This window comes from Agrobacterium rosae (genome assembly GCF_002915175.1).
GTDB classification, from domain to species: domain Bacteria; phylum Pseudomonadota; class Alphaproteobacteria; order Rhizobiales; family Rhizobiaceae; genus Agrobacterium; species Agrobacterium rosae.
In genome coordinates, this window is sequence record NZ_NXEJ01000007.1 from 166,850 (window position 1) to 191,697 (window position 24,848).

Below are 24,848 nucleotides of genomic sequence, written 5' to 3' on the forward strand. Positions count from 1 at the left end.
TTCGTCTTAGAACGGAGAAGGAGAGTGAGATGCATTACGCGATTCTGTGTTACGCCGATGAGGAAGCCGTCTTCGCCTGGTCAAAGGAAGAAGAGGAGGCTGTCATGGGCAAGCTCTATGCGGTGCAGGAACCGCTGGCCAAGGCTGGCAAGCTGGGACCCACAGGGCGGCTGATGCCGACCACGACAGCCACGACCGTTCGCAAGGGCAAGCAGGAACCGTTGGTGCTGGATGGCCCCTTTGCCGAAACGAAGGAAGTGCTATTGGGTTTTTACACCGTGGATGTGGAAAATCTGGATGAGGCAGTCGATTTCGCCAAGCAACTGTCCGCTGCCAATCCGGGCTCTACCTCCTACGAAATCCGGCCGTTTTACGTCTTCCATCCCACAGGTGCGCCCACATGACAGATATCGCATGGATCGACCTTGCGTTGACGGCCGCGCGACCACAGGCGCTGGGCGCATTGCTGCGTTATTTCCGCGATCTGGACACAGCGGAAGAAGCCTTTCAAGAGGCCTGCCTACGCGCGGTGCGGACTTGGCCCGAGAAAGGCCCGCCCCGTGATCCTGCAGCATGGTTGATCTTTGTCGGGCGCAACAGCGGCGTGGATGCCATTCGCAAACATTCGAAATCCGTGCCTTTGCCGGAAGAGGACGTCCTATCCGATCTCTCCGATGCGGAAGCCGATATTGCAGAGCGGCTGGACAACTCCCATTACCGCGATGACATTCTGCGCCTGATGTTTGTCTGCTGCCATCCGGATTTGCCGGCAACGCAGCAGATCGCGCTTGCACTGCGCATCGTCGCTGGCCTTAGTGTCACGCAGATCGCCCGCGCGTTTCTGGTGACGGACGCCGCGATGGAGCAGCGCATTACCCGCGCCAAAGGGCGTGTCGCCAAAGCCGGTGTACCCTTCGAGAACCCGACCGCATGGGAGCGGCAGGAGCGTTTGGACAAGGTCTGCGCCATGCTCTATCTCGTTTTCAACGAAGGCTATTCGTCGGCTATCTCCAACCCGGACAGCATGACGATGTGTGAAGAGGCGATCCGCCTTGCGCGCATTCTGTTGCGCATATTTCCATCCGAAACTGAGATCATGGGGCTTCTGACCCTGATGTTGTTGCAGCATTCGCGTCGCAACACCCGGTTTTCACCGGATGGTGACATCATTCTGCTGGAAGATCAGAACCGCGACGGCTGGGACCGGCAGATCATCGATGAAGCGCTGGCGCTGCTGGACAAGGCGATGCGCCACCGCAAACCCGGCCCTTACCAGCTTCAGGCAGCCATTGCTGCTCTGCATGCGCGGGCAGCCACGGCGAAGGATACCGACTGGTTCGGCATCGACCTGTTGTATCAGGCGCTGGAGCATCTCCAGCCATCACCCGTCGTCACGCTCAACCGGGCTGTCGCCGTTTCGAAAATGGATGGACCGGAGGCGGCGCTTGCCGTGCTTCAGACGTTGGATGGAAAGCTGGACGCCTATTTCTACTATCACGGCGTTCGTGGTGGGCTATTGATGCAGGCGGGCAGGGCGGCTGAAGCCCGCGAAGCCTTCGACCGGGCCATCGCCCTTGCCAATACGCCGGCCGAAGCCGCGCATATCCGCCAGCAGCTGGACAAGCTTGCGCTGGAAAATACGAAATAATTTTTGAGTGTGTGTCGTGTGGTTGTCTGCTCAGACGTCCTTGCAGCATCATCATAGAGATGAACCAAACCAAGCGAAAGGAAACGACCATGAACAATCATCACGGTGCCCACGATCTGGTTCTCATACGCGAATTCGATGCTCCGCGTGAAAAGCTCTACGAAGCGTGGACCGACCCCAAACTGTTGAAGCAATGGTTCTGCCCCAAGCCCTGGGGTGTGTCCCATGCCGAACTGGATCTGCGTTCCGGTGGCGCAAGCCTCATCGTCATGGCTGGGCCGAATGGCGAAGTGGTCGAAAATCGTGGCGTCTATCTGGAAGTCGTTGCCAATGAAAAACTCGTCTTCACCGATGCTTATACCAGTGCTTGGGTGCCTGCCGAAAAACCGTTCATGACCGGCATCGTTCTGTTCGAAGATATGGGCGATGGCCGCACGAAATATACCGCGATTGCGCGGCACTGGACGGCAGAAGACAAAACGGCCCATGAGGCGATGGGCTTCCATGAAGGTTGGGGAATGGCCGCTGACCAACTGGCTACCCTCGTTGCAACGCTCTGACGCGAAAAGGGGAGGAATCACCTGATGCCTGACGTTGCTGTTCCAATGCCTCTGCCGCGCTGGCAGAGGCTGACAGGGTCCGTGATGAGCGGTCTTATCGTGGCTTTTCTGATTTTTGACGGTGCCATCAAACTCGCGCCCATTGCGCCCGTGACGGAAACGATGGTTGCGCTTGGATATTCGGTTGACCCGTCGCTGGCGCGTGGCCTTGGCGTCATGACGCTCGCTATCGCGCTTCTTTATGCCATTCCCCGTACATCCTTGCTCGGCGCAATTTTGATGACGGGGCTGCTGGGCGGTGCAATCGCAACCCATCTGCGTGTCGGAAGTCCGCTGTTCACCCACATGTTCTTCGGTGTCTATCTCGGGCTGCTGGCATGGGGTGGGCTCTATCTGCGGTCTGAAGCGCTGAGACGTCTCATTCCATTGCGTGGTAAACACTAGGCTGTAAATGAGGGTGTGCTGGTCGAATCACGCTTCCGGTGCTTTATTTGCGGTAGTTGTGGGGACGTTGTTTGATCAGTATTCGCCCGGCGAGAGAAGGAGACGCAGCGGTGCTGGCGGCCATCGGTTTGCGGGCGTGGGCAAACGCGACATCGGCTCTGGGGGTGACGGAAGAGTTGCGCGAAAATGCGCGGGCCGCATTTGAGAATTTCACGCATTCGTCGAGGCTCGCCATCACTGTGGCTGAGGTGGATGGCGCAATCGCTGGCTGGGCCGCGCGCGAACATTTCGATGAGACCATTACGGATTTCTGGATCGATCGGGTCTATAAGCGCCAAGGCGTCGGTACTGCGCTTTTAAGCGAGATCGAGCGGCAGATCGTGGACCGCGGTTTTCCGGTCGGTATGCTGGAAAGCCATGCCCAGAACCATCAGGCGGTCTCGTTTTTTCGCAAACATGGATACGCCGTCAGTTGGTTTTCCATGAAATATTCTGCAAAGCTGGACCGCGACGTGCAATCCATGGGTCTTCAAAAGCAGCTGGTGACGATGGAAACAGGTGGCTATGGCTTCGGTTTTTGAGCCATTGTTTCCAGGAACGTAAGCGTCGTTCGTGGCCATTGCGGCATGATGATGAGGGAGAGACCAATCCCGATGTGTAGGACGATGATGAAGAGCAAATAACTGCGGAAGGGCTCTTTTCGCGTTTTGTGGCGCAGCAAACGTTGCGCGAGCACGGCACCTGCGCTGCCGCCCAGAAAGGCCAGCCAAAGCAACGTACTTTCGCTGACACGCCATTCGCCATTCCTGGCCGCCTCCTTATCCCACCAGTAGATGAGGAAAACGAGAAGGTTGAAGGCAAGATATGTGGCGAAGGCCAGAGCAAGTGTAATCATGATTCCATTAAAATTCAGAATTGTAAAAAAACATTCTCAGGCTCGCCAAAAATTTTGGTCTTCATGCCTTTGACGCGACAAGCCTTGCGCCACGGTGCCAATTGTTCTACCTCACCATAGACAGAAATTCCGTATATTAAGAGCTTGATATGACCCTTGTAGACGTGCGCACACCAGACCCGAAACGCTTCATTCCCGGCGCGACCGGCGATTGGGAAATCGTCATCGGCATGGAGGTTCACGCCCAGGTTCTCTCCAATTCCAAGCTGTTTTCCGGTGCTTCCACCACCTTCGGCAATGCCCCGAACTCCAACGTTTCGCTGGTGGATGCTGCCATGCCTGGCATGCTGCCCGTGATCAACGAGGAATGCGTGGCACAGGCCGTGCGCACCGGTTTGGGCCTGAAGGCGCAGATCAACAAGCGCTCCATCTTTGACCGCAAGAACTACTTCTACCCTGATCTGCCGCAGGGCTACCAGATTTCGCAGTTCAAGGACCCGATTGTTGGTGAAGGCCAGATCGTCATTTCGCTGGGGCCGGACCGTCAGGGCAATTTCGAGGATATCGAAATCGGCATCGAGCGTCTGCATTTGGAACAGGATGCCGGCAAGTCGATGCACGACCAGCACCCGACCATGTCCTATGTCGACCTGAACCGTTCCGGTGTGGCGCTGATGGAAATTGTGTCAAAGCCGGACATGCGCTCTTCCGACGAAGCCAAGGCTTACATGACCAAGCTTCGCTCCATCGTGCGCTATCTCGGCACCTGCGACGGAAACATGGACGAAGGTTCGATGCGCGCCGACGTCAACGTCTCCGTGCGCAAGCCAGGCGAGGCTTTCGGCACGCGTTGCGAAATCAAGAACGTCAACTCTATCCGCTTCATCGGTCAGGCCATCGAATACGAAGCCCGGCGCCAGATTGCCATTCTGGAAGATGGTGGCACCATCGATCAAGAAACCCGCCTGTTCGATCCCGGCAAGGGCGAGACGCGGTCCATGCGCTCCAAGGAAGACGCGCATGACTATCGCTACTTCCCGGACCCGGATCTGCTGCCTCTGGAATTCGACGATGCCTTCATCGAACGGATGAGCAAGGATTTGCCGGAACTGCCTGACGACAAAAAGGCACGATTCGTCAGCGAACTCGGCCTGTCCGTCTATGATGCATCGATCCTCGTGTCGGAAAAGGCGATTGCCGATTATTACGAACTGGTCGCCAACGGCCGCGATGGCAAGATTGCCGCCAACTGGGTCATCAACGATTTGCTCGGCGCGCTGAACAAAGCCAGTAAGGGTATCGAAGAGACACCCGTTTCCGCTGACCAGCTCGGCGGCATCATCGACCTTATCAAGGCCAACACCATCTCGGGCAAAATCGCCAAGGACCTTTTCGAAATCGTCTGGAACGAGGGCGGCAACCCGGCTGAGATTGTCGAAAGCCGCGGCATGAAGCAGGTCACGGATACGGGTGCCATCGAAAAGGCCGTGGACGAGATTATCGCTGCCAACCCGGATCAGGTCGATAAGGTCAAGGCAAAGCCGACACTCGCCGGCTGGTTCGTCGGTCAGGTCATGAAAGCCACGGGTGGCAAGGCCAACCCGCAGGCGGTGCAGGAACTGGTCAAGGCGAAGCTTGGTCTTGAGGAGTAAGCGCTCCTATCGGTGACGTCGAAGCCGGGATTGCTCCCGGCTTTTCTATTTCAAGACTAAGGGGGGAATCGTGTTCTTCATTCGCACCGCCAGTGAGCGTGATATCGAGCCGGTGAGGGCGTTGTTGGCCCGGACTTGGCATGCCACCTATGATTCGATCTATGGTGCGCAGCGGGTCAGTCAGTTGATTACCGAGTGGCATTCTCCCTCGGCCATGAAAGAGCGCGTCCAGAAAAAGGGTGGCGAGTTTCTGGTGGCTGACGATGGCAAACGCATCGGTGGCATGGGCTATGCGGCGATGTCAGCCAAGATGCCGAAGACGGCTTTGCTTCACCAGCTTTACATCGACCCGCATTTTCAGCGACAGGGCGTTGGGCGCGATATTTTTGCTGAGCTCGAAACGTGCTTTCCCGACGCTGATATCATGCGCCTTGAGGTCGAGCCTAAAAACACTGTCGCCGTCGCTTTTTACGAAGGTCTGGGCTTTACCGAGGTTGGGCATGTCGAGCGCATGGCAGGCGTTGAAGGTCTTCCGGGTATCGCGATGGAAAAGACGTTGGCCCGATGAGCGCGACACTCGAAAACCTGGTTATTCGATGCGCCCGGGAGGGTGATCTGCCTGCGCTCGCAGCAATGTTCGCCGCGGACGAGCTCGGTGGTCACGGCGATACGACCGACGTTTCGGCACTGCCGGATTACCTCTCTGCATTTCGCGCCATCGAACAATCATCCAACGAGACGCTCTATGTCGCGGAGCTGGATGGTGAGGTCGTCGGGACTTTTCAAACGGTGATTCTCACCAAGCTCGTAGGTCGTGGCGCAACCTCGATGAAGATAGAGGCGGTGCAAACCCGCAACGATATGCGCGGTCGCGGCATTGGTGCGATCATGATCCGTTATTGCATCGATGATGCTCAAAAACGCGGTGTCAAAAACATCCAGTTGATATCGAACATGATGCGGGTCGATGCGCACCGGTTTTACGACCGTCTCGGCTTCGAGAAGCGCCATTTCGGTTTCAGCATGGCACTGAAATAGCAGCTGGTGGCAGGGGAAATACTGGACAATTGACGCATGGAGCGGCATAAGCTTGTGCTGTGCTGCGCAATCCAAATCGCCGCAGTGCATTCAAGCCCCGAGGAATGGATAATGAAGACTCTCCTGACGCAAATCTTCACCTGGTGGAACGGCCAGACGATCGGAACGCGCTTTCACACATGGCGTTTTGGAAAGAAGGTTGGACAGGACGAGTTGGGTAACACCTATTATGAAGGTGGCACCACATCCTGGGGCATGCCGCGTCGTTGGGTCACCTATAATGGTTACGCGGACGCATCAGCGATCACACCTGGCTGGCATGGCTGGATGCACTATCGCACCGACGTTCCGCCAAGCCAGGAAAGCTACGCGGCGCGCGAATGGGAAAAGCCGCATTTGCCAAACATGACCGGTTCTTCCAAGGCTTACCGTCCGCAGGGCTCGCTCGCTGTTCCCGGTGAACGCCCACGCGTGACCGGTGACTACGACGCCTGGACACCCGGCAACTGATTGCGTTTGGGTGGCGCGTGCATGGCCTTTCTATGTGCCGGCACACCACCCGTTTTCGCCACATTCCGCCTGTAGGCGTTTAACCCTCGCTGAGTTGGCGCGGGAAATCTTTCTGGAGACGGTTCGATATGGGAAAATTCACGCGAGAGACTTCTTTGCGTGCACTGGCTGTGGCTTTTGTTGCGCTTTTGCCCATGACCGGCTTCGTCTCCTCCGCCTCTGCCGCCCGCATCGAGAACCGCGTAGCGGTCTTTTCTGGCATCGACAAGATCACAGGCCGCATTACCTCCTTTGACGTGTACCTGAACGAGACGGTTCAATTCGGCGCGCTTCAGGTGACCCCGAAGGTCTGCTATTCCCGCGATGACACCGAAGCGCAAAAGATCGACGCCTTCATCGAAGTCGATGAAATTACGCTTGACCGTAAGATCAAGCGCATCTTCACCGGCTGGATGTTTGCCGATAGCCCCGGCCTAAACGCCGTCGAGCACCCGATCTACGACGTGTGGCTAACCGGCTGCAAGCAGGAATCGGACGTGCCTGCTCCGTCTTCTGCGGCAAAGACGAACTAGTCCTAATCACCTTGATATTCTAATCGCTGCCATTTTCACCGGCGACTTTGGGTTGGATGGAAAGTGGTAGTATAAGCCACTCACCAGCGATAGCTGCGGGCGGGACAGGAAAGTTTGTCTCTTCAATCAGGTGATAAACAGCGACTTTTGATTCAGGTCTTGCTTTGGTATTTTCCGTGAATGAAATCGACTGCGCTTTGCCCTTCCCGTCGATCCGAAACCGAACGTAGAGCATCTGCAACTCACCGGTCGCCAACTCTTTTAATTCCGGTTTGTTTATTATTGGGACTAGTTCACTGGCGAGTTGCCTTTTCCAAGAAATAACATCTTGATCTTGGGCCGACGGTGCAGCAATGGCTGCAACGGTCGTAAAAACAGTCATGAAAATGAATGCGAGTAGCGGCATGACAACCCTGTTTAGACATTCGCCTGAAAATTAGGTCAGGGCTTTGCGTAGGGCAAGTTGCGAACTATCGCCCGTCATCGATTTTGATTCCCATCGAAATCCAGATGTTCCGAGCGCATTGCCGCATCCAATATCTTCGCATACTCAACCTTCGGCACATCGATTGCACCGAATGTCTTGAGATGTTCGGTGGTAAATTGCGTGTCCAGCAGGGTGAAGCCCTTTTCACGCAGATGCTCGACCAGATGGACGAGGCAGATCTTCGAGGCGTTGGTGCGTCGAGAAAACATGCTTTCGCCAAAGAAGGCAGAGCCCAGCGAGACGCCGTAGAGACCACCGACGAGTTCGTCGCCTTCCCAGGCTTCGACACTGTGAGCGTGGCCGATCTCGTGGAGTTCGACATAGAGCTTTCGGATCGTCTTATTGATCCAGGTGCTGGGACGATCCGGTGCTTCTGCTGCGCATCCAGCCATGACACCATCGAAATCCGTATCAAAGCGGATGTCGAATTGGCGTTTGCGGATGGCCTTGGCCAGACTTTTGGAAACGTGAAAATCATCAAGCGGGATTATGCCCCGCATTTCGGGCTCGACCCAGAAAAGCTCCGGATCATCGGCCGAATCGGCCATGGGAAACAGGCCGATGGAGTAGGCGCGCAGCAGAATATCGACGTCGATGTCGCTATCTCTGCCGCGCCGTCCCATCTCTTACTTCGCGTCGCCGGCCAGATATTTTTCCAGCCAGTGGATGTCGTAGTCGCCCTTCAGAATGTCTTCGTTTTGCAGAAGATCCTGAAACAGCGGCAGGGTGGTCTTGATACCGTCCACGACGAACTCGTCGAGCGCGCGGCGAAGGCGGCGAATGCATTCGTCGCGATTGCGACCATGCACGATCAACTTGCCAATCATGCTGTCGTAATAAGGCGGGATCTTGTAGCCCTGATACGCACCGGAATCGACGCGAACGCCAAGACCGCCGGGTGTGTGGAAGTAGGTCAGCGTACCTGGAGACGGCACGAAGGTACGCGGGTCTTCGGCGTTGATACGGCATTCGATGGCGTGGCCATTGAACTTCACCTCATCCTGCGTAACCGAAAGGCCCTGGCCGGAAGCAACGCGAATCTGCTCCTGCACGAGGTCCATGCCGGTGATGGCTTCCGTGACCGGATGTTCCACCTGAAGACGGGTGTTCATTTCAATGAAATAGAACTCGCCGTTCTCGTAAAGGAACTCGATGGTGCCGGCACCGCGATATTTCAGCTTGCGCATGGCATCGGCGCAGATTTCGCCGATCTTCATGCGCTGCTCGAAGGTCAGCGCTGGCGAGTTGGCTTCTTCCAGAACCTTCTGGTGGCGGCGCTGCAAGGAGCAGTCGCGTTCACCCAGATGGATGGCCTTGCCTTCACCATCACCAAACACCTGCACTTCGATGTGGCGTGGCTTGCCGAGGTATTTTTCCATGTAGACGGCGTCGTTACCAAAAGCGGCGAGCGCTTCGGAACGGGCCGTGGAAACGGCTTCTTCAACTTCCGACTCGTCTTTCGCGACCTTCATGCCACGTCCACCGCCACCAGCGGTCGCCTTGATGAGAACCGGGAAGCCGATCTTGCGGGCGATTTCCAGCGCGTTTTCAGGCTTTACTTCGCCATCCGAGCCGGGAACGACGGGAATGCCGAGTTCCTGCGCGGTCTGCTTGGCGGTGATCTTGTCACCCATGATGCGGATGTGATCTGCGGTCGGTCCGATGAAGGTGATGCCGTGTGCGTCGAGAATATCCGCGAACTTGGCATTTTCAGACAGGAAGCCGTAGCCAGGGTGAACGGCATCCGCACCGGTGATTTCGCAGGCCGCAACGATCTGGTGGATGTTGAGATAGCTGTCACGCGAAGGCGGCGGGCCGATGCAGACGCTTTCGTCGGCAAGGCGCACGTGCATGGCATCTGCGTCCGCCGTGGAATGCACGGCAACCGTTGGGATGCCCAGTTCCTTGGCGGCGCGCAGCACGCGAAGGGCGATTTCGCCGCGATTGGCGATGAGGATTTTGGATACCATGTAATTCGCCCTTATTCGATGACCACGAGGGCTTCACCATACTCTACGGGCTGCGAGTCGTTGACGATGATTTCCGTAACCTTGCCGGATTTTGGTGCCGGGATCTGGTTCATGGTTTTCATGGCTTCAACGATCAGAAGCGTCTGGCCTTCCTTGACGGTTGCGCCGACTTCAACGAAAGGACGCGCGCCGGGAGCGGACGACAGGTAGACGGTACCGACCATTGGCGAAGTCACGGTGTTGGCCGGGTTGCGGGCAGGGGCCGCAGGTGCTGCCGTACCGGGTGCGACAGCCGGGGCCGCGGCGGCTGCAGGAGCAGGGGCGTATTGTGGGGCGGGAGCCGTTGCGTAAACCGGCGCAGGTGCTGCACGAGAAACGCGAATACGCAGATCGTCCTGCTCGACTTCGATCTCGGAAAGGTCGGTGTCGTTGAGAATGTTCGCGAGGTCGCGGATCAGTTCCTTGTCGATACCGTGTTTCTTTTCAGACATGACAAACCCTATTCTGATTGTTTCTTTTATGCCGTGATATTCTTCAAAGCGTTGAGCGCCATGATGTAGCCGTATGGTCCGAAGCCACAGACCATTCCCTTTGCCGCGGGCGCTATCATCGATTTATGGCGGAATTCCTCACGGGCGTGGATGTTGGAAATATGCACTTCCACGACCGGAACTGAAATGGCTCTGATAGCATCATGAAGAGCGATCGACGTGTGGCCGTAGGCACCAGGATTGATGATGACGCCGATGGCGCGTTCACCAGCCTCATGCATGAGGTCGACTAGCGCGCCCTCATGATTGGACTGATGGCACTCGACCACAAAACCAAGTTCTTCGCCCGCCTTGATGCAGTCGTTCTCGATGTCCTTCAGCGTCTTGCCGCCATAAATGCCCGGCTCACGTTTTCCCAACATGTTGAGATTGGGTCCGTTGAGGACAAAAATCGTGTTGCTCATTCGAAACTTCCGCCAGAAAATCAGCGCCACCTATAGACCGCACAACCGCGAAGGAAAAGCCCCGAAGCGCTCAAAGCAGGGATTGTCCTTAATCTTGTGGGGTTTGACGATGTTTTTTGGTGTATTTCCCATCTCCGAAGACGTGGCTGGCGTTTCCAAGAATGAGATGACGGCGTGTTATTACGAGCAAGTCGCCTTGCCGCAGGTGCGCATGTTGGCGATCTTCTCCTTCAGCGGCGTCGTGCCGACTGCGCCGAAAATGGCTTCGTTGCCGATAACGTAAGAAGGGGTGCCGGTGATGCCGAGGTTGGTGGCGAGCTGGTAGGCTTCCTTGACCTGGGCGTCGTTGGGGTTCGCGGCCATGGATTTGCGGATATCGGCTTCCTTGATTCCCAGCGATTCCGCGACCTCGATGGCGCTTGCCTCGTTTGCGCGGCCCGTGCTTCCCAGCAGTGTGCGCTGGAATTCAGGGTATTTTTCAGGTGCCAAGAGTTTGACAGCGTTGGAAACCTTGTGGGCCTCCAGTGATTCCGGTCCGAGAATCGGGAATTCCTTCAAAACGAAGCGGACGTTCTTATCTGTTTTCAAGATGGCGTCGACGTCGCTCATGGCGCGTTTGCAATAACCGCAATTGTAGTCGAAGAACTCGACCAGTGTCACATCACCATTTGGGTTGCCCAGCGACAGATCGTATTTGGACTGGAAGATGGTTTTCTGGTTGTCCGCTACCGCTTCGGCGGCTTTGGCATTGCGCGTGTCATATTGCTTGCGCTCCAGGGCTTCCTGAACCTCCAGCATGATCTCCGGGTTCTCGATCAGGTATTCCTTGATGAAAGCACCGAATTCTTTTTTCTGCTGGTCATCCAGTGCATGAGCGGGCAGGGACACGAAAACCGTGGATAGGGCCGTCAGGCAGGCAAAAGCCGTGGATTTAAGGGAAAGTGCCATGTCGGTCCTCATCGTTTTGTTGCAGAGTGGTGATTCTGTTGTCCCACGCAATTACCCTAATTTAATGCGATTGCCATATCGCATAATAAATCTGCCCATTGCGATCTCGCCATTGTGAAGACCGCAATAATACGGCAAATCTCCGACAGTTTGATAGAAAGAGCATGCTTTTGATAACGTTGTCCAAGCGAAGCGCGGTCGAGCCATTCCATGCGATGGATATTTTGGCAGAAGCAAACCGTCTGAGACAAGCGGGACGACCGGTGATCTCTATGGCTGTTGGCCAGCCGTCACACCCCGCGCCCAGGGCGGCTCTGGATGCGGCCAACGAAGCGCTGAAACACGGACGTGTCGGCTACACCGATGCGCTGGGCTTGCGCGATCTGCGGGAAGCCATTGCCTCCAGTTACCGCCTTCGCCACGGTGCCATTATCGATCCCGCCCGTATTGCGGTGACGACGGGGTCTTCGGCGGCCTTCAATCTGGCATTTCTGGCTCTGTTCGATCCCGGCGATGCCGTGGCGATTGCACGTCCGGGATATCCGGCATACCGCAATATTTTGAAGGCACTCGGTCTTCACGTGGTGGAGGTGCCGGTCACTGCGGAAACCGGATATACGCTCACGCCTGCCAGCCTTGAACGTGCAGAAACCAAAGCCGGCCGCAAGTTGAAGGGCGTGCTTCTGGCAAGCCCGGCCAACCCGACGGGTACGGTGACGGGTCGCGAGGCGCTAAAGCGGCTGGTGAATTATTGCGACAGCCGCAACATCGCGTTTATTTCGGATGAGATTTATCACGGCCTGACTTTCGTCGGCGAGGAAACGAGTGCTGCCGAAATCAGCGAAAACGTCGTCGTCATCAATTCCTTCTCGAAATATTATTGCATGACGGGTTGGCGTATCGGCTGGATGGTGCTGCCTGAGATGCTGATACGGCCGGTCGAATGTCTTGCGCAGAGCATGTATATTTCAGCGCCTGAGCTTTCGCAGCTCGCCGCCAAGGCTGCCTTTTCTGCGGAAGACGAGCTCGATGTCTACAAGGAAAGCTACCGCACCAACCGCGATTTTCTGATGAGCCGTCTTCCGGAACTGGGTCTGCCGCTGGCATCACCCATGGACGGCGCGTTCTATGCTTATGTGGACACAAGCCGCTATTCGAATGACAGCATGGATTTCGCCAAGCGAATGCTGGCGGAAATCGATGTTGCGGCCACACCGGGGCTGGATTTCGACCCGCTGGAAGGCCACCGCGCGCTGCGGTTTTCCTATGCCGGTTCCGTATCCGATATCGCCGAGGCGGTCGGTCGGATCGGCGGCTGGTTGAAATAAAGCTGTCATCTCCCATCAATGATTTTGGTTCGAACTTGCTGGTAAAACCGGTTAGGCTCGAACTTCAAGCATCATGGGAGCACAAAAATGTCGGCAGAAAAAGTGGCGGTGGTAACGGCAGGTGGCAGCGGCATGGGCGCTGCTGTGGCAAAACGTCTGGCCGCAGATGGCTACAAGGTCGCGATCCTGTCATCCTCCGGCAAAGGGGAAGCGCTGGCCGCAGAGCTGGGTGGCATCGGTGTTACGGGTTCGAACCAGTCCGTTGACGATCTCCAGAGGCTTGCCGATCTGACGCTCGAAAAGTTTGGCCGGATCGACGTGCTGATCAACAGCGCCGGCCACGGCCCGCGCGCGCAGATTTTAGAAATAACCGACGAACAATGGCACACGGGTCTCGATGTCTATCTGCTGAACGTCATCCGCCCAACACGCATCATAACGCCGACGATGGTGTCGCAAAAGTCCGGTGCCATCATCAATATTTCGACCGCTTGGGCGTTCGAGCCCAGCGAGATGTTTCCAACGTCGGCCGTGTTTCGGGCGGGCCTTGCCGCCTACACCAAAATCTTCTCCGACACCTATGCGCCAGACAATGTGCGCATGAACAATGTTCTGCCGGGCTGGATAGATAGCCTGCCCGCAACCGATGCCCGGCGCGACATGGTGCCGATGCAACGTTACGGTAAAAGCGAGGAAATCGCAGCGACCGTCGCGTTTCTGGCGTCGGAAGGTGCCGGTTATATTACCGGCCAAAACCTGCGGGTGGATGGTGGCCTAACCCGTTCTGTGTGAACACTATTCCTGCCCCAAATGATTTATAGTGTCCCACGCGGTTCAATTTTATCGCGTGGATAAGGTCGTATTCTAGATGCGGCAAAGGAACTTGCATGGCTGCGTGGCGTTGTTCAATCCAAGGTCAAAAGTTTTCACAAACACGACGCTTGGATGTAAAAGCAGGTAGCCAGTAATGGGACAACGCAACGCATACGCAAAACAAGTGGTCCTCGTCGTTGAAGACGACCCTCTGTTACGCATGATGGCGGTCGATCTCGTAGAAGATGCAGGCTTTGACGCCGTTGAGGCTTGCGGTGCTGATGAGGCAATGGAAATTCTCGACAGCCGTCCAGATATCGACGTGCTATTCACGGACATCGACATGCCCGGAAGCATGAATGGCGTCGGACTGGCAAACTGGGCCTACAGGGCCCACACACCACTTGGTATCGTGCTGACGTCTGGGCACCAGAACCCGTCAGAAGACGTTTTGCCGGAACGAAGCGTGTTTTTTCGCAAGCCCTATGACTTTACGAAGGTCGTCGATACGTTGCGGATGATGACGGTATGATTTGCTTCGCGTTGCGGAGCAAGACTGTGGTTTGCGAATAAGTAACCATAGTTCATACACTGTTTTCCCGATTAATTATTCTGAAAATATCAGGAGTTATAGTCGCTCTCAAAGCTTTATGGGTATTTGGGGGCACTATGAATTTTCTGGGAATTACGGGCATGCAGTATTCTGGCGTGCCATTTCACGACATAAGAATATTGCTGGCCGAAGACTCAAACGTCTTTACCCAGATGATCGGCGCGCGTCTCAAGGAGTTGCTTGGACTGTCTGTCGAAGTCTGCCGCAACTTCGAAGAATTGCAGGAATGCTACGAGCGTTCCTCGGAAGAGGTGACGTTGGCGATCTCCAACATCAATCTTCCCGGTGCGGAAAACGGTGAAGCACTGGAATATCTGGTCGATCTCTCCATTCCCACCATCGTGTTTACCAGCACGTTCCATGAAGATACGCGCGAGAAGCTGATCACCAAGGAAGTGGTCGACTATATTCTCAAGGACAACGTCTTTGCGGTGGATATGCTGACGGAATCGGTCTGCCGCTTCCTGACCAACCACCGCCATCACGTGCTGATCGTGGATGATAGCCCGACCGCTCGTGCACTGCTTTCCAGCCGTCTGAAGCGCTACAATTTCCGCGTCAGCCTCGCAGACAACGGCGCGAAGGCCCTCGATATTCTCAAGAACAATCGTGATATCGGTCTTGTCGTCACTGACTATAACATGCCCGACATCGATGGCTTCGAATTGACGCGCCGGATTCGCACAATGCGCGGTTCGCACGAACTGCGTATCATCGGTGTCTCGTCTTCGACCAACCGCCTTCTGTCCGCTCGATTCCTGAAGGCTGGCGGAAATGACTTCATGTTGCGCCCCTTCATTGACGAAGAGTTTTATTGCCGCGTCAACCAGAACCTGGACACGCTGGTACAGATTCAAGCGGCCAAATTGGTCGCCAGTAAAGCTGCCGCTTGAACTAGGCGAGGCGGTGGCACTCTCTTGATGCCGCCGCCTTCATCATCCTCGTTCGACGTCAGGCTTCCTGTTCCACAGGGCGACCCATGGCCAGCTTTTGCGCAAGGTCTGGACCCAGCTTCTCCACATAGGTCTGGTCGGGCGATGTGCCGAGCGCGTCCAGCGTTTTGGAAAAGAAGCAACGGGCGGCAGCCGCAGCCACGATATCAAAGATTTCTGCATCGGTCAGAGCGTGGGTTTTCAGGGCGTCGATATCGGCCTGGGTGATTGAGGTCGCGTCGCGCACCACTTTGGTCGCGAAGATCATGATGGCGCGCTCCTGCTCGTTCAAAGGCGCATCGTCAGCACCCTCAACGATGGATTCCAGCTCGTCGCCAGATACGCCGTCCCGCACCAGCACTGCCCCATGGGCCAGCATGCAGTAGGATGAGCGAAGTTCGCGCGCCGCGGCGAGCGTTACCAGCTCATACCGGCGGGGCTCGATGTTGCCGCGTAGACTGACGAGGAGCGCGCTCCAGCTTTCCATCACCTCGGGGCGGTGGCCGAATGCAAGATACATATTCGGGAGATATCCGTAAGTGTCCCTGGCACCGCGATACATTTCCGCAATCTTGCGGCTCGCGGTCGGTTCTGGCGGGGCGATAAACATGGGCTTCTCCTGCATTTCAACTCTTTCTGAAATGCGTGAGCAGCCGATTGGATCAGTTTAGCAGTCGCTTTTTCTGCAAAAACATCAAAGCTGCGATTCCAGAGGCAGCAATCCCATCGCTATAACCAATGCACGGCGACTAAAGCTGGCGAAGGGTTCGTGTGTATAGTGGCGTGGTTCGCCTTTCACCAACCCTGTCCATACCAAACGCCGCCGCTTATTCAGCGTCAGTTCGAAACTCATCTGTCGGCTGATTTCGTCCGCAAAGATTTCGTCCATTGCTGTCACGAGGCCGGGCGATGAAAACAGGACGCCCATTTCGGTGTTCAGCGAGATGGAGCGTGGATCGAAGTTCAGCGAGCCGATAAAACCAATTTCCCCATCTCTTGTGAAGGCCTTGGTATGCAGGCTCGCTTGGCCTGAGCCTCTAAGCGAAAAGGATTTGTGCTGGTCAGCAAGCGAGCGCAACTCATGAATCTTCACATTATTGACCAGCAACGGTCTTCGATAACGCGAGTACCCGGCGTGAACAGCTGCCACATCGGTTGCGGCCAGGGAATTCGTGAGGACGTTGACGGAGACACCCTCCGCGGAAAGACGCGAAAGCGTCTCGACGCCTTTCTGGCCAGGAATGAAGTAGGGCGAGGTGATCTTAAGCTGTCGCTTTGCGTCCTCCATGATGGGAAGCAGGGTTTCCATCAGGAAGTTATGACCGCTCCTGCGCTTTCCTGCCGCCTTTTCCGGTGGATCGGCCACCACCTGCGCGCTTTCCACCCAGTGGAGATTGTCCGACATCAGGAATTGGCCTGAGTGATGCTGGCTTTCCACCTGCTCAAGATAGGGCCGTGCGGCCTCGCTGGAAGCCAGAATGTCCATACGTCGGCGCAGTTTTGTAAGCTTGCTGGGCCTGCGAGACAGCAACGACTTAACGGGAACGGCGACGGCGCTGTTCCAGTAATCGTCGAAAATCTCTTCGGCTTCTGCAACACATTGACCGTAGGCAATGACATCGAAATCCCGGAAATTTGCCTGTTCCGCAGCGTCGAAATAGGCGTCGCCGATGTTGCGCCCGCCGACGATCAGAACCCGGCCATCCGCAATCCAAGCCTTGTTGTGCATCCGCCGGTTTACGCTGCGAAACCGAAACACCATCTCTATGCCGCGTCTGAAGACGTTCTCACGCGCCTTGGTAGGGTTGAACAGGCGCAGTTCGATATTGGGGTGGCTGTCTATGGCGTGGAAGGCGCGGTCGGAAATGGACACGCCGAGATCATCCAGCAGCAGACGTACCCGCACGCCGCGATCGGCAGCGGCGATCACCTCACGCATGACGAGCTGGCCGGTCAGATCAGCATTCCACATGTAGTACATGAGGTCGAGACTACGCCCAGCCGCTCGCGCTGAGCCCACCCGTGCTGCGAAAGCGCCGACATTCGACTGAATTAGGGAGAGGGCGTTGGGTTCCGCGTGATCACGATGAATGTCTGCCCAGTGTCGATCAAGCGGTGTCTTGTCATCGTCCTTGGGAAGAGCAGTCGATGCGATCTTGATGATGATTTTGTCGCGATGCCGCGTGGCCAAAGCCATACCCGCGACGATGACGAGTACGATAAGGATCGCGATAGCGACAGTGGCATTCACAGCGATGGTATCACCCGCATCTTTTCATTGACTATGTCTGGTCAGATATCTGGTCTGGATCAATGGATTTCAATGCTTCGCTTGTCGGCCTCTTCCTTGATGATGTCTTCTACGAGCTGTCGCTTCAGGGCCGGGTCGCCGAGCAGATAATCTTCTGCGATTTCAAAAATGGATTTTGGGTTCTCGGTTTTCTTCAGCGTATCGAGATCCTGTCCGATGCGTTGGCGAAGTTCGGCGTAATTGTCCATAAGGTGTCCTCCATTGTGCAGGGAGAATGCGGTAACGGGGTGGAGGGTTCCGGCATCAATTGGCAAATGACACGGGATTGTCTTGCTTCTTCGCGTTTGCCTCGCGATAACGCCTGCATCAGGTGCCTGCCTTGCGGCGGGAGAATCGGGAACGCGGTGAAATTCCGCGACGTGCCCAACGCTGTAAGGTGGACGCGTGTTGCCATAGGCCACTGAGAGATCGGGAAGGCGGCAACATGCGAGCGAAGCCAAGTCAGAAGACCGGCCTGATGCAATGGACCGACCGCATGGACAGCGCAAGGTTTTTCGAGATGCTGGGCGCACACGTGTCCGGCCTCGGCATTGTTGGGGATTGACGATGCGACCTGATGACCTACAGCGCGGGCTTGTGCCAGCGCATGAATTTTCTGACGACCATAAGAGCGCCGTCTACCGCGCCATCGAAACCCGCCGCGACGTGCGGGACCAGTTTCTGGCCGAGCCACTGTCCGACGCGCTGGTGGAAAAGCTTCTGAGGGCTGCCCATGCGGCGCCCTCTGTCGGCTTCATGCAGCCATGGAATTTCACGCTCGTAACCGATAAGGCCTTGAGGCAGCGCACCTGGGAAGCGTTTTCCCGCGCCAATGCGGAGGCGGCAGACATGTTCGGGGAGGACCAACAGGTTCTTTACCGCAGCCTGAAACTCGAAGGCATCCGCAAGGCACCGCTATCGATCTGCGTGACCTGCGACCCGACGCGTGGCGGCGACGTGGTGCTGGGGCGCACCCACAATCCGCGCATGGATGTTTACTCCACCGTCTGTGCCATACAAAACCTGTGGCTGGCGGCGAGGGCGGAAGGCATCGGCGTCGGCTGGGTCAGCATTTTCCACGACGCCGATATCCGCGATATCCTCGCCATTCCCGAGCACATCGAAATCGTCGCATGGCTGTGCGTTGGCAAGGTCGATATGCTCTACGGCGAGCCGGAACTGGCGGTCAAAGGCTGGCGGCAGCGGCTGCCATTGGAAGACCTCGTGTTTCGGGATCGTTGGGGTACACGGTGAGATATTTTGCGGTGTTTCAGATGTCACAGGCCATGACATCAAGGTCTTTTATTGGGGATGCCTCACGCTCCTCATTCCTGTGCTTGTCACAGGAATCCAGTCAACCCAAGTCCTTGGGTTGAGGAGAGTCTTTCGCCGCGCGGACGCGCGTCGGCTGGATCCCTGTGACAAGCACAGGGATGAGGAACGGTGGGTGGATCGAATAGAAAGAGGCTGTGTAGTGCGGCAAAAGCTGCCCACCTCTACGGAACATGCTCTACTGCTGCTGCGGCTGTGCGCCCTTCAAAGCCGGATTTTTCAGATCGATGCGGCTCGTTTCTGCGGGCAGGAACTGCGGGCCGACGATGCGGACCTTGCTGTTGTTGGGGTCGTAGTCCCGCTCAGGAACAGGCTCTGCCTTCTCCACCGGTTTCGGCTCTGCTGGCTTGATGTCAGCAGGTTTCGGCATCGTGTCACTCTTCGGTGACGTAATGGTCGTGATGCTCGACATGTCCTGTGACGGGGTCGATTGCGGTGCTTTTGCCTGATCTTCCTGCTTTTTCATCTCGTCGTGATAGGCGGCCATGTTGCAGCTGCAGGATGGCGGGCGGCTGGTGCTCGGGCTGTTACGATAGGCAAAGGCTGTCGGCATGGAGGCGTAGGGTTGGCCGGTTTTGGCGGATACCATGTCCGAACTTTCCTGGCCCTCAAGCGAATGGTAAAACAGTTCGGTCTGGGTGCCGGGACACATGCGCTCGCATTGAGCGGCCTGAGCGCGGAAATCCAAAGGCGTGGCATTCGAGGAAATCGGGAAGAACGCGCCGTCGCAGGTTCTCACGCAAAGAGTTCTGAGGCCACCTTGCATGGGCATATCGGGCGAGGGGCGGTAGTCCTGATTGTCAGGGTTGTCGAAGGGATCCGCTGTCCCGCCCATAGTCTGATCTTGCGATGGGTCGGTCGAGGTGAATGATGGCGGTTGCTCATCGAAGCAGCCTTGCGCATCCAGCGCGGCCATGATGCGTTCGCGGTTGTCCTGCACATTATCATCGCGCTGCGAGGCCAGCATGCGGTCACGATCTTCCGAAATCATGTCACGGTCAGATTCGGCCTGAACCAGCGCATCGCCGATTTCACCGCAGAGCTGAGCATTGGGATTGCCATAGACAATCACGCTGCCAGACGAGCAGCCGTAGCCGCGCATATCGTTCTTGATCCGCCGAATGAGAATATTCTGTTGCGCCAGCGCATTGGCGTAGCGTCGCACCTCGGCGGTGTTGCCGATGATGCGGGTTGGCTGGGCGAGTTGCTGGCGCAGCCCATCGCAGACGACACTGGCCTGCGCCGACAGGGGCGCTGCGAGCATGAGGGTGATAAATGTGCCGATCAAGCGGCGGCGGCGCGGGATCAATGGTCCGTCCGTTTCCTGCCCTGCCATCATGCAGGTCATATCCTGTTGATCATCGTCCGCGGGATGCGAAGCATGTCTATGCGTTCAGGATAACATAAGCCCGTGCCGCAAAGCGGCAAGAGCCAGTTCAAAATTATGTTAACCCGGCCTTACACCGAAGGGTGTGAGGCCTGAACCGTTGCAAGGGCCGCCATGTTCACCACACCACGTGATGTCACCGTTGGTGACAGGATGTGGACGGGCAGGGCCGAGCCGAGCAGGATCGGGCCGACATGCAGGCCTTCGGTCATGGTGCGCACGACGCCGAGCGTGATGTTGGCCGAATCGAGGTTCGGGAAGACCAGAAGGTTTGCTTCGCCCGACAAGGCGCTGTTGGGCATGGCGCGCTTGCGCAGGATTTCAGACAGGGCAGAGCCACCCTGCATTTCGCCATCGATTTCCAGTTCCGGTGCAGCACCGCGCACGATCTGAAGCGCACGACGCATCTTGCGAGCGCTTTCCGAATCGCGCGAACCGAAATTCGAATGGCTGACCAGCGCGATTTTCGGCGTGATACCGAAGCGCTTGATTTCCTTAGAGGCCAGTATCGCAAGTTCGGCCAGATCTTCCGCCGTCGGTTCGTAATTGACGAAAGTGTCGGTCAGGAAGATCGCGCCTTGCTGGGTAATCAGCAGGCTGAGGCCGCCGAATGTGTGGGCACCTTCACGTTTGCCGATAATCTGGTTGACGTCACGCAGATGCCGGTCGAAGCGGCCTTCGAGACCGCAGATCAACGCATCCGCTTCACCGCGCTTGACGGACAACGCGCCGATGACGGTGCTGTTGGTGCGAACGATGGTGCGGGCTGCTTCCGGGTTGATACCGGCGCGACCAACCAGCGCGAAGTAGTCATCGACATATTCACGGTAGCGCGGATCATCCTCGGGATTGACCACGGCAAAGTCTGCATTCGGGCGAATGCGAAGGCCGAAACGCTTGAGGCGGGTCTCGATGATCTGCGGACGACCGATGAGGATCGGAACGCCGGTGCCTTCTTCCAGCAGCACCTGGGCTGCGCGCAGCACGCGTTCGTCTTCGCCTTCGGCAAAAATGATGCGCTTCTTTTCCGCTGTCTTTGCCAGGTTGAAGATCGGCTTCATGATGAAGCCGGAGCGCCAGACGAAGCGGTTCAACTGGTCGAGGTAGGCATCAAAATCGGTAATCGGGCGGGCGGCTACGCCGCTTGCGGCGGCTGCGCGCGCAACGGCTGGCGCAATGCGCAGGATGAGGCGCGGATCGAACGGTGATGGGATGAGATAATTAGGGCCGAAGACGGGCGTTTCTTCGCTATAGGCCTTCGCCGCGACTTCGGAGACTTCCTCACGCGCTAGTTCGGCAATCGCGTGAACGGCGGCCATCTTCATTTCTTCATTGATGGTAGTCGCGCCACAATCCAGCGCGCCCCTGAAAATATAGGGGAAGCACAGCACGTTGTTGACCTGGTTCGGGAAGTCCGAGCGACCCGTGCAGATCATCGCGTCCGGGCGGGCTTGACGGGCCAGTTCCGGCATGATTTCAGGATTGGGGTTGGCGAGCGCCAGAATGAGCGGCTTTTCAGCCATGCGGGCCAGAAGTTCAGGCTTCAGTACACCGGCAGCGGACAGGCCGAGGAAGACGTCTGCGCCATCGATGGTTTCGCTCAGGGCGCGCTTGTCTGTCTTTTGCGCGTAAACTTCCTTCCACTCGTCCATCAGGCTGTTGCGGCCGTCATAAACGAGACCTTCGATATCGTGGACCCAGATGTTTTCGCGCTTGGCACCGAGAACGACGAGCAGGTTGAGGCAGGCAAGGGCCGCAGCACCTGCGCCTGATGCAACGATCTTGACGCTGGACAGCGACTTGCCGGCAAGCTCAAGTGCGTTGGTGACGGCAGCGGCGACGATGATGGCGGTGCCATGCTGGTCGTCGTGGAACACGGGAATGTTCATCTTCTCGCGAAGTTGACGCTCCACTTCGAAACATTCCGGTGCCTTGATGTCTTCAAGGTTGATGCCGCCGAAGGTCGGCTCCAGCGCCGAGATGGTGGAGACCATGTCGTTGATACCAGGCGCATCGATTTCAATATCGAAAACGTCGATGCCAGCGAACTTCTTGAACAAAACCGCTTTGCCTTCCATGACCGGCTTGGAGGCGAGAGGGCCGATATTGCCGAGGCCAAGAACGGCAGTGCCGTTGGAAATGACGGCAACGAGATTGGCACGCGCAGTATATTCGGCAGCCATTTCCGGGTTTTCGTGAATGGCAAGGCAGGGGGCCGCAACTCCCGGGGAATAGGCCAGCGCCAGATCGCGCTGGTTTCCAAGGGGTTTGGACGCCTGAATTTCCAGTTTTCCGGGGCGCGGATAGCGGTGGTAGAAAAGTGCCTGTTCTTCCAGATCCGCATTGGCGTTTTTGTCTTGCGTCTTGCCCGTGTCCTGAGAACTCATTCTATCACCGTTTATTTCAAGTTTATTGGAGGCCTTTGCATACAACAATCGGCAGGTGCGTACAGCCGTTTATTTTATCTGCGCAGCTCAAAAACGGTACTTTCGATACTGCTTAAAACGAGAGTTTCCCTCAGAAATGGCCCGCTGTCATCTTGCTGAAACACGAGTCTGGTTTGGCAGGGGATGAAAGTTGCCGAGACAAGGGGGAAGAATTCCATGGCCGCGCAAACCGAAGCCAGACAGTTCAGAACACTTTTCATTTCCGACGTGCATCTTGGCTCAAAAGCGGCCAAGACGGATTTCCTTCTGGATTTCCTGCGTTACCATGAAGCCGATACGATTATCCTCGTCGGCGATATCATCGACGGCTGGCGCCTGCGCCGCAACTGGTACTGGCCGCAAGGCTGTAACGATGTGGTCCAGAAGCTGCTGCGCAAAGCCCGCAAGGGTACACGCATCGTCTACATACCCGGCAATCACGATGAATTCCTGCGGGAGTTTCCGGGCACGCACTTCGGCGGTATCGAGGTGGCGGAGCGGATGATCCACGAGGCTGCGGATGGCAAGAAATACCTTGTCATCCACGGTGACGAGTTCGACGTCGTGGTTCGCAACGCCCGCCTTCTCGCCTATCTCGGTGACTGGGCCTATGATGCGGCAATTGCCATCAACGTGCTGCTGGCTGCCGTTCGCCGCCGCATCGGTTTGCCCTACTGGTCGTTTTCTGCCTGGGCAAAGCTGCAGGTGAAGCACGCCGTCAACTTCATTGGCGAATTCCAGCGTGTGGTGGCCGATGAAGCCCGCCGAAACAATGTCGATGGTGTCATATGTGGCCATATTCACCATGCTGTCATGGAGGATATGGACGGTATTCGCTACATCAATACGGGTGACTGGGTGGAAAGCTGCACGGCGGTTGCCGAAAACGCGGACGGAACTTTCGAACTGATCACATGGATGAAGTCCGATGATCAGGCAGAGACAGCGGTGCGTGCGCTCGAGCCGGTGAATATCGCTGGATTGCTCAGCAGACAGGCGGCCTGATTTTCAGCCCCATAGTTCCGGTTCTGGCGGATGAACGAGCGATCCTTCATACCGCAGGCTAGGAACGCGGTCCCGTGCTAGCAATAGCGGTCCGTCGAGATCGGCATAGGCGGTATCCTGCGCCAGCATCAGCGCAGGTGCCATGCCAAGCGAGGTGCCGAGCATGCAGCCCACCATGATGGTGTAACCCAGCCGCTCGGCCTCTCTTTTCATGACGAGTGCTTCGGTCAGGCCACCGGTCTTGTCCAGCTTGATGTTGATGGCGTCGTAACGGTCGCGTAGTGCAGCAAGATCGGCTGTCAGATGCACACTCTCATCGGCGCAGATGGCGACCGGTCTTTCGATACGGGACAGAATACCATCTTTGCCGACGGGCAGGGGTTGTTCGATGAGCGCGATGTTCAGATCTTTCGCCACGGCGAAATGATGCTCGATGTTCTGTTCCGTCCAACCTTCGTTGGCATCAACGATAATGGTTGCCTGTGGTGCGGCAGCCCGAACGGCGCGCAAGCGCGCCTCATCATCTTGCGTGCCTGCCTTTATCTTCAGAAGTGGACGCATGGCGTTCTCGGCAGCTTTGGCAGCCATGACGGTAGGCTCACCCAGAGAAATCGTATAGGCGGTGAAGATGGGTTTTGGTAAGACAGTCAGAACCTTGGATGCAACGCTTGTCCCTGACAGCTTTGTCTCCAAATCCCACAACGCGCAATCGACCGCGTTGCGGGCCGCACCCGGCTTCATGACGTGCTGCAATTGCGACCGATCGAGACCACGGGATGCAGCGTCCGAAACTGCCCGTATGTCTGCCAGAACGCCGTCGATTGATTCGCCGTAACGGGTGTAAGGCACGCATTCACCGACACCTCTGACGCCATTTTCGGTAATCGAGCAGGCGACGACCACCACTTCCGTGCGGCTTCCGCGGGAAATGGTGAAGCTGCCCGCAACCGGGAAGACTTCAGCTGTGGCTTCGAGGTAACGGCCCATCGAAATTACCCTTTAGTTGGATGTAAAACACGGTAACTGACAATAAATCTACGGAA

The 24,848-nt window shown here is 56.7% G+C and carries 29 protein-coding genes and 1 riboswitch; of the genes, 16 read left to right on the forward strand and 13 right to left on the reverse strand.

Annotated elements, in window-relative coordinates:
• The first annotated feature begins 29 nt into the window (after positions 1–29).
• The 5 genes from CPJ18_RS15220 to CPJ18_RS15240 all read left to right on the forward strand — a co-directional run bounded on the left by CPJ18_RS15220 (position 30) and on the right by CPJ18_RS15240 (position 3,233).
• Positions 30–404, forward strand: coding sequence for a YciI family protein (locus CPJ18_RS15220; RefSeq protein WP_103659241.1), 375 nt, complete (start codon positions 30–32; stop codon positions 402–404).
• Positions 401–1,648, forward strand: coding sequence for an RNA polymerase sigma factor (locus CPJ18_RS15225; RefSeq protein WP_103659242.1), 1,248 nt, complete (start codon positions 401–403; stop codon positions 1,646–1,648). Before CPJ18_RS15220 ends, CPJ18_RS15225 begins: the two co-directional genes overlap by 4 nt.
• An 89-nt stretch (positions 1,649–1,737) precedes the next feature.
• Positions 1,738–2,208 (forward strand): SRPBCC family protein, encoded by a 471-nt coding sequence (locus CPJ18_RS15230; protein WP_103659334.1) that lies wholly within the window; start codon positions 1,738–1,740, stop codon positions 2,206–2,208.
• A 24-nt stretch (positions 2,209–2,232) separates the two neighbouring features.
• Entirely contained in the window at positions 2,233–2,652 is a 420-nt protein-coding gene (locus CPJ18_RS15235; RefSeq protein ID WP_103659243.1) for a DoxX family protein, read from the forward strand.
• A 71-nt stretch (positions 2,653–2,723) separates the two neighbouring features.
• Positions 2,724–3,233 (forward strand): GNAT family N-acetyltransferase, encoded by a 510-nt coding sequence (locus tag CPJ18_RS15240; protein WP_103659244.1) that lies wholly within the window; start codon positions 2,724–2,726, stop codon positions 3,231–3,233.
• Here CPJ18_RS15240 and CPJ18_RS15245 read toward each other — a convergent pair.
• Positions 3,215–3,547: a DUF1294 domain-containing protein gene (locus CPJ18_RS15245; RefSeq protein ID WP_103659245.1), complete on the reverse strand. Its 333-nt coding sequence runs from the start codon at positions 3,545–3,547 to the stop codon at positions 3,215–3,217. The two genes, CPJ18_RS15240 and CPJ18_RS15245, sit on opposite strands and share 19 nt — an antisense overlap.
• 149 nt (positions 3,548–3,696) lie before the next feature.
• Between CPJ18_RS15245 and gatB the strand changes: the two genes are divergently transcribed.
• The 5 genes from gatB to CPJ18_RS15270 all read left to right on the forward strand — a co-directional run bounded on the left by gatB (position 3,697) and on the right by CPJ18_RS15270 (position 7,319).
• On the forward strand, positions 3,697–5,199 hold the full coding sequence (gene gatB, locus CPJ18_RS15250) for an Asp-tRNA(Asn)/Glu-tRNA(Gln) amidotransferase subunit GatB (protein WP_103659246.1): 1,503 nt from the start codon (positions 3,697–3,699) through the stop codon (positions 5,197–5,199).
• A gap of 70 nt (positions 5,200–5,269) precedes the next feature.
• A complete protein-coding gene (locus tag CPJ18_RS15255) occupies positions 5,270–5,767 on the forward strand; it encodes a GNAT family N-acetyltransferase (RefSeq protein ID WP_103659247.1) in 498 nt (165 codons plus the stop codon).
• Positions 5,764–6,237 (forward strand): GNAT family N-acetyltransferase, encoded by a 474-nt coding sequence (locus CPJ18_RS15260; protein ID WP_103659248.1) that lies wholly within the window; start codon positions 5,764–5,766, stop codon positions 6,235–6,237. The genes CPJ18_RS15255 and CPJ18_RS15260 overlap by 4 nt, the downstream gene beginning before the upstream one ends.
• Positions 6,238–6,348: 111 nt before the next feature.
• Positions 6,349–6,747, forward strand: coding sequence for an NADH:ubiquinone oxidoreductase subunit NDUFA12 (locus tag CPJ18_RS15265; protein ID WP_103659249.1), 399 nt, complete (start codon positions 6,349–6,351; stop codon positions 6,745–6,747).
• A 128-nt stretch (positions 6,748–6,875) separates the two neighbouring features.
• The gene (locus CPJ18_RS15270) at positions 6,876–7,319 is read left to right on the forward strand and encodes a DUF2155 domain-containing protein (RefSeq protein ID WP_103659250.1); all 444 of its coding nucleotides are present in this window, start codon (positions 6,876–6,878) and stop codon (positions 7,317–7,319) included.
• A 19-nt stretch (positions 7,320–7,338) separates the two neighbouring features.
• Here CPJ18_RS15270 and CPJ18_RS15275 read toward each other — a convergent pair whose 3' ends face one another.
• From CPJ18_RS15275 to CPJ18_RS15300, 6 genes are all read right to left on the reverse strand, one after another.
• Positions 7,339–7,725 (reverse strand): hypothetical protein, encoded by a 387-nt coding sequence (locus CPJ18_RS15275; RefSeq protein ID WP_103659251.1) that lies wholly within the window; start codon positions 7,723–7,725, stop codon positions 7,339–7,341.
• A gap of 74 nt (positions 7,726–7,799) precedes the next feature.
• Positions 7,800–8,429 (reverse strand): leucyl/phenylalanyl-tRNA--protein transferase, encoded by a 630-nt coding sequence (aat, locus tag CPJ18_RS15280; RefSeq protein WP_103659252.1) that lies wholly within the window; start codon positions 8,427–8,429, stop codon positions 7,800–7,802.
• A gap of 3 nt (positions 8,430–8,432) precedes the next feature.
• The gene (gene accC / locus CPJ18_RS15285; RefSeq protein ID WP_103659253.1) at positions 8,433–9,776 is read right to left on the reverse strand and encodes an acetyl-CoA carboxylase biotin carboxylase subunit; all 1,344 of its coding nucleotides are present in this window, start codon (positions 9,774–9,776) and stop codon (positions 8,433–8,435) included.
• Between the two features lie 11 nt (positions 9,777–9,787).
• On the reverse strand, positions 9,788–10,267 hold the full coding sequence (gene accB / locus CPJ18_RS15290) for an acetyl-CoA carboxylase biotin carboxyl carrier protein (protein WP_077120923.1): 480 nt from the start codon (positions 10,265–10,267) through the stop codon (positions 9,788–9,790).
• Positions 10,268–10,293: 26 nt separating this feature from the next.
• Positions 10,294–10,731 carry a type II 3-dehydroquinate dehydratase gene (aroQ, locus tag CPJ18_RS15295; protein ID WP_077100629.1) on the reverse strand — a complete coding sequence of 146 codons (438 nt, stop codon included), beginning with the start codon at positions 10,729–10,731 and terminating at the stop codon, positions 10,294–10,296.
• Positions 10,732–10,911: 180 nt separating this feature from the next.
• Positions 10,912–11,679 carry a DsbA family protein gene (locus CPJ18_RS15300; RefSeq protein WP_077120927.1) on the reverse strand — a complete coding sequence of 256 codons (768 nt, stop codon included), beginning with the start codon at positions 11,677–11,679 and terminating at the stop codon, positions 10,912–10,914.
• Positions 11,680–11,849: 170 nt separating this feature from the next.
• Here CPJ18_RS15300 and CPJ18_RS15305 point away from each other — a divergent pair, with 170 nt between their 5' ends.
• The 4 genes from CPJ18_RS15305 (at position 11,850) to CPJ18_RS15320 (ending at position 15,326) form a co-directional block, all read left to right on the forward strand.
• On the forward strand, positions 11,850–13,007 hold the full coding sequence (locus tag CPJ18_RS15305) for a pyridoxal phosphate-dependent aminotransferase (protein ID WP_188348541.1): 1,158 nt from the start codon (positions 11,850–11,852) through the stop codon (positions 13,005–13,007).
• Positions 13,008–13,094: 87 nt separating this feature from the next.
• Positions 13,095–13,799 (forward strand): SDR family oxidoreductase, encoded by a 705-nt coding sequence (locus CPJ18_RS15310; RefSeq protein ID WP_103659255.1) that lies wholly within the window; start codon positions 13,095–13,097, stop codon positions 13,797–13,799.
• Positions 13,800–13,974: 175 nt separating this feature from the next.
• Positions 13,975–14,352, forward strand: a complete 378-nt coding sequence (locus CPJ18_RS15315) for a response regulator (RefSeq protein WP_103659256.1) — start codon at positions 13,975–13,977, stop codon at positions 14,350–14,352.
• A 137-nt stretch (positions 14,353–14,489) separates the two neighbouring features.
• Positions 14,490–15,326: a response regulator gene (locus CPJ18_RS15320; RefSeq protein ID WP_077100639.1), complete on the forward strand. Its 837-nt coding sequence runs from the start codon at positions 14,490–14,492 to the stop codon at positions 15,324–15,326.
• Between the two features lie 58 nt (positions 15,327–15,384).
• Here the strand turns inward: CPJ18_RS15320 and CPJ18_RS15325 are convergent, their stop codons facing one another.
• The 3 genes from CPJ18_RS15325 to CPJ18_RS15335 all read right to left on the reverse strand — a co-directional run bounded on the left by CPJ18_RS15325 (position 15,385) and on the right by CPJ18_RS15335 (position 17,864).
• On the reverse strand, positions 15,385–15,975 hold the full coding sequence (locus CPJ18_RS15325) for a carboxymuconolactone decarboxylase family protein (protein WP_103659335.1): 591 nt from the start codon (positions 15,973–15,975) through the stop codon (positions 15,385–15,387).
• 84 nt (positions 15,976–16,059) lie between these two features.
• Positions 16,060–17,562, reverse strand: a complete 1,503-nt coding sequence (locus tag CPJ18_RS15330) for a phospholipase D family protein (protein WP_103659336.1) — start codon at positions 17,560–17,562, stop codon at positions 16,060–16,062.
• A 113-nt stretch (positions 17,563–17,675) separates the two neighbouring features.
• Positions 17,676–17,864, reverse strand: a complete 189-nt coding sequence (locus CPJ18_RS15335) for a hypothetical protein (RefSeq protein WP_077120932.1) — start codon at positions 17,862–17,864, stop codon at positions 17,676–17,678.
• A 103-nt stretch (positions 17,865–17,967) separates the two neighbouring features.
• A riboswitch (cobalamin riboswitch) is annotated at positions 17,968–18,148 on the forward strand.
• A 74-nt stretch (positions 18,149–18,222) separates the two neighbouring features.
• Between CPJ18_RS15335 and bluB the strand changes: the two genes are divergently transcribed.
• Positions 18,223–18,909 (forward strand): 5,6-dimethylbenzimidazole synthase, encoded by a 687-nt coding sequence (gene bluB, locus CPJ18_RS15340; protein ID WP_103659257.1) that lies wholly within the window; start codon positions 18,223–18,225, stop codon positions 18,907–18,909.
• A 256-nt stretch (positions 18,910–19,165) separates the two neighbouring features.
• Here the strand turns inward: bluB and CPJ18_RS15345 are convergent, their stop codons facing one another.
• The gene (locus tag CPJ18_RS15345; RefSeq protein ID WP_245445416.1) at positions 19,166–20,326 is read right to left on the reverse strand and encodes a DUF2865 domain-containing protein; all 1,161 of its coding nucleotides are present in this window, start codon (positions 20,324–20,326) and stop codon (positions 19,166–19,168) included.
• A 119-nt stretch (positions 20,327–20,445) separates the two neighbouring features.
• Positions 20,446–22,761, reverse strand: a complete 2,316-nt coding sequence (locus CPJ18_RS15350) for an NADP-dependent malic enzyme (RefSeq protein ID WP_103659338.1) — start codon at positions 22,759–22,761, stop codon at positions 20,446–20,448.
• Positions 22,762–22,977: 216 nt separating this feature from the next.
• Here CPJ18_RS15350 and CPJ18_RS15355 point away from each other — a divergent pair, with 216 nt between their 5' ends.
• A complete protein-coding gene (locus tag CPJ18_RS15355; protein ID WP_103659258.1) occupies positions 22,978–23,805 on the forward strand; it encodes a UDP-2,3-diacylglucosamine diphosphatase in 828 nt (275 codons plus the stop codon).
• Positions 23,806–23,808: 3 nt separating this feature from the next.
• Here CPJ18_RS15355 and dgcA read toward each other — a convergent pair whose 3' ends face one another.
• Positions 23,809–24,792, reverse strand: a complete 984-nt coding sequence (gene dgcA / locus CPJ18_RS15360) for an N-acetyl-D-Glu racemase DgcA (protein ID WP_103659259.1) — start codon at positions 24,790–24,792, stop codon at positions 23,809–23,811.
• Between the last annotated feature and the right edge of the window lie 56 nt (positions 24,793–24,848).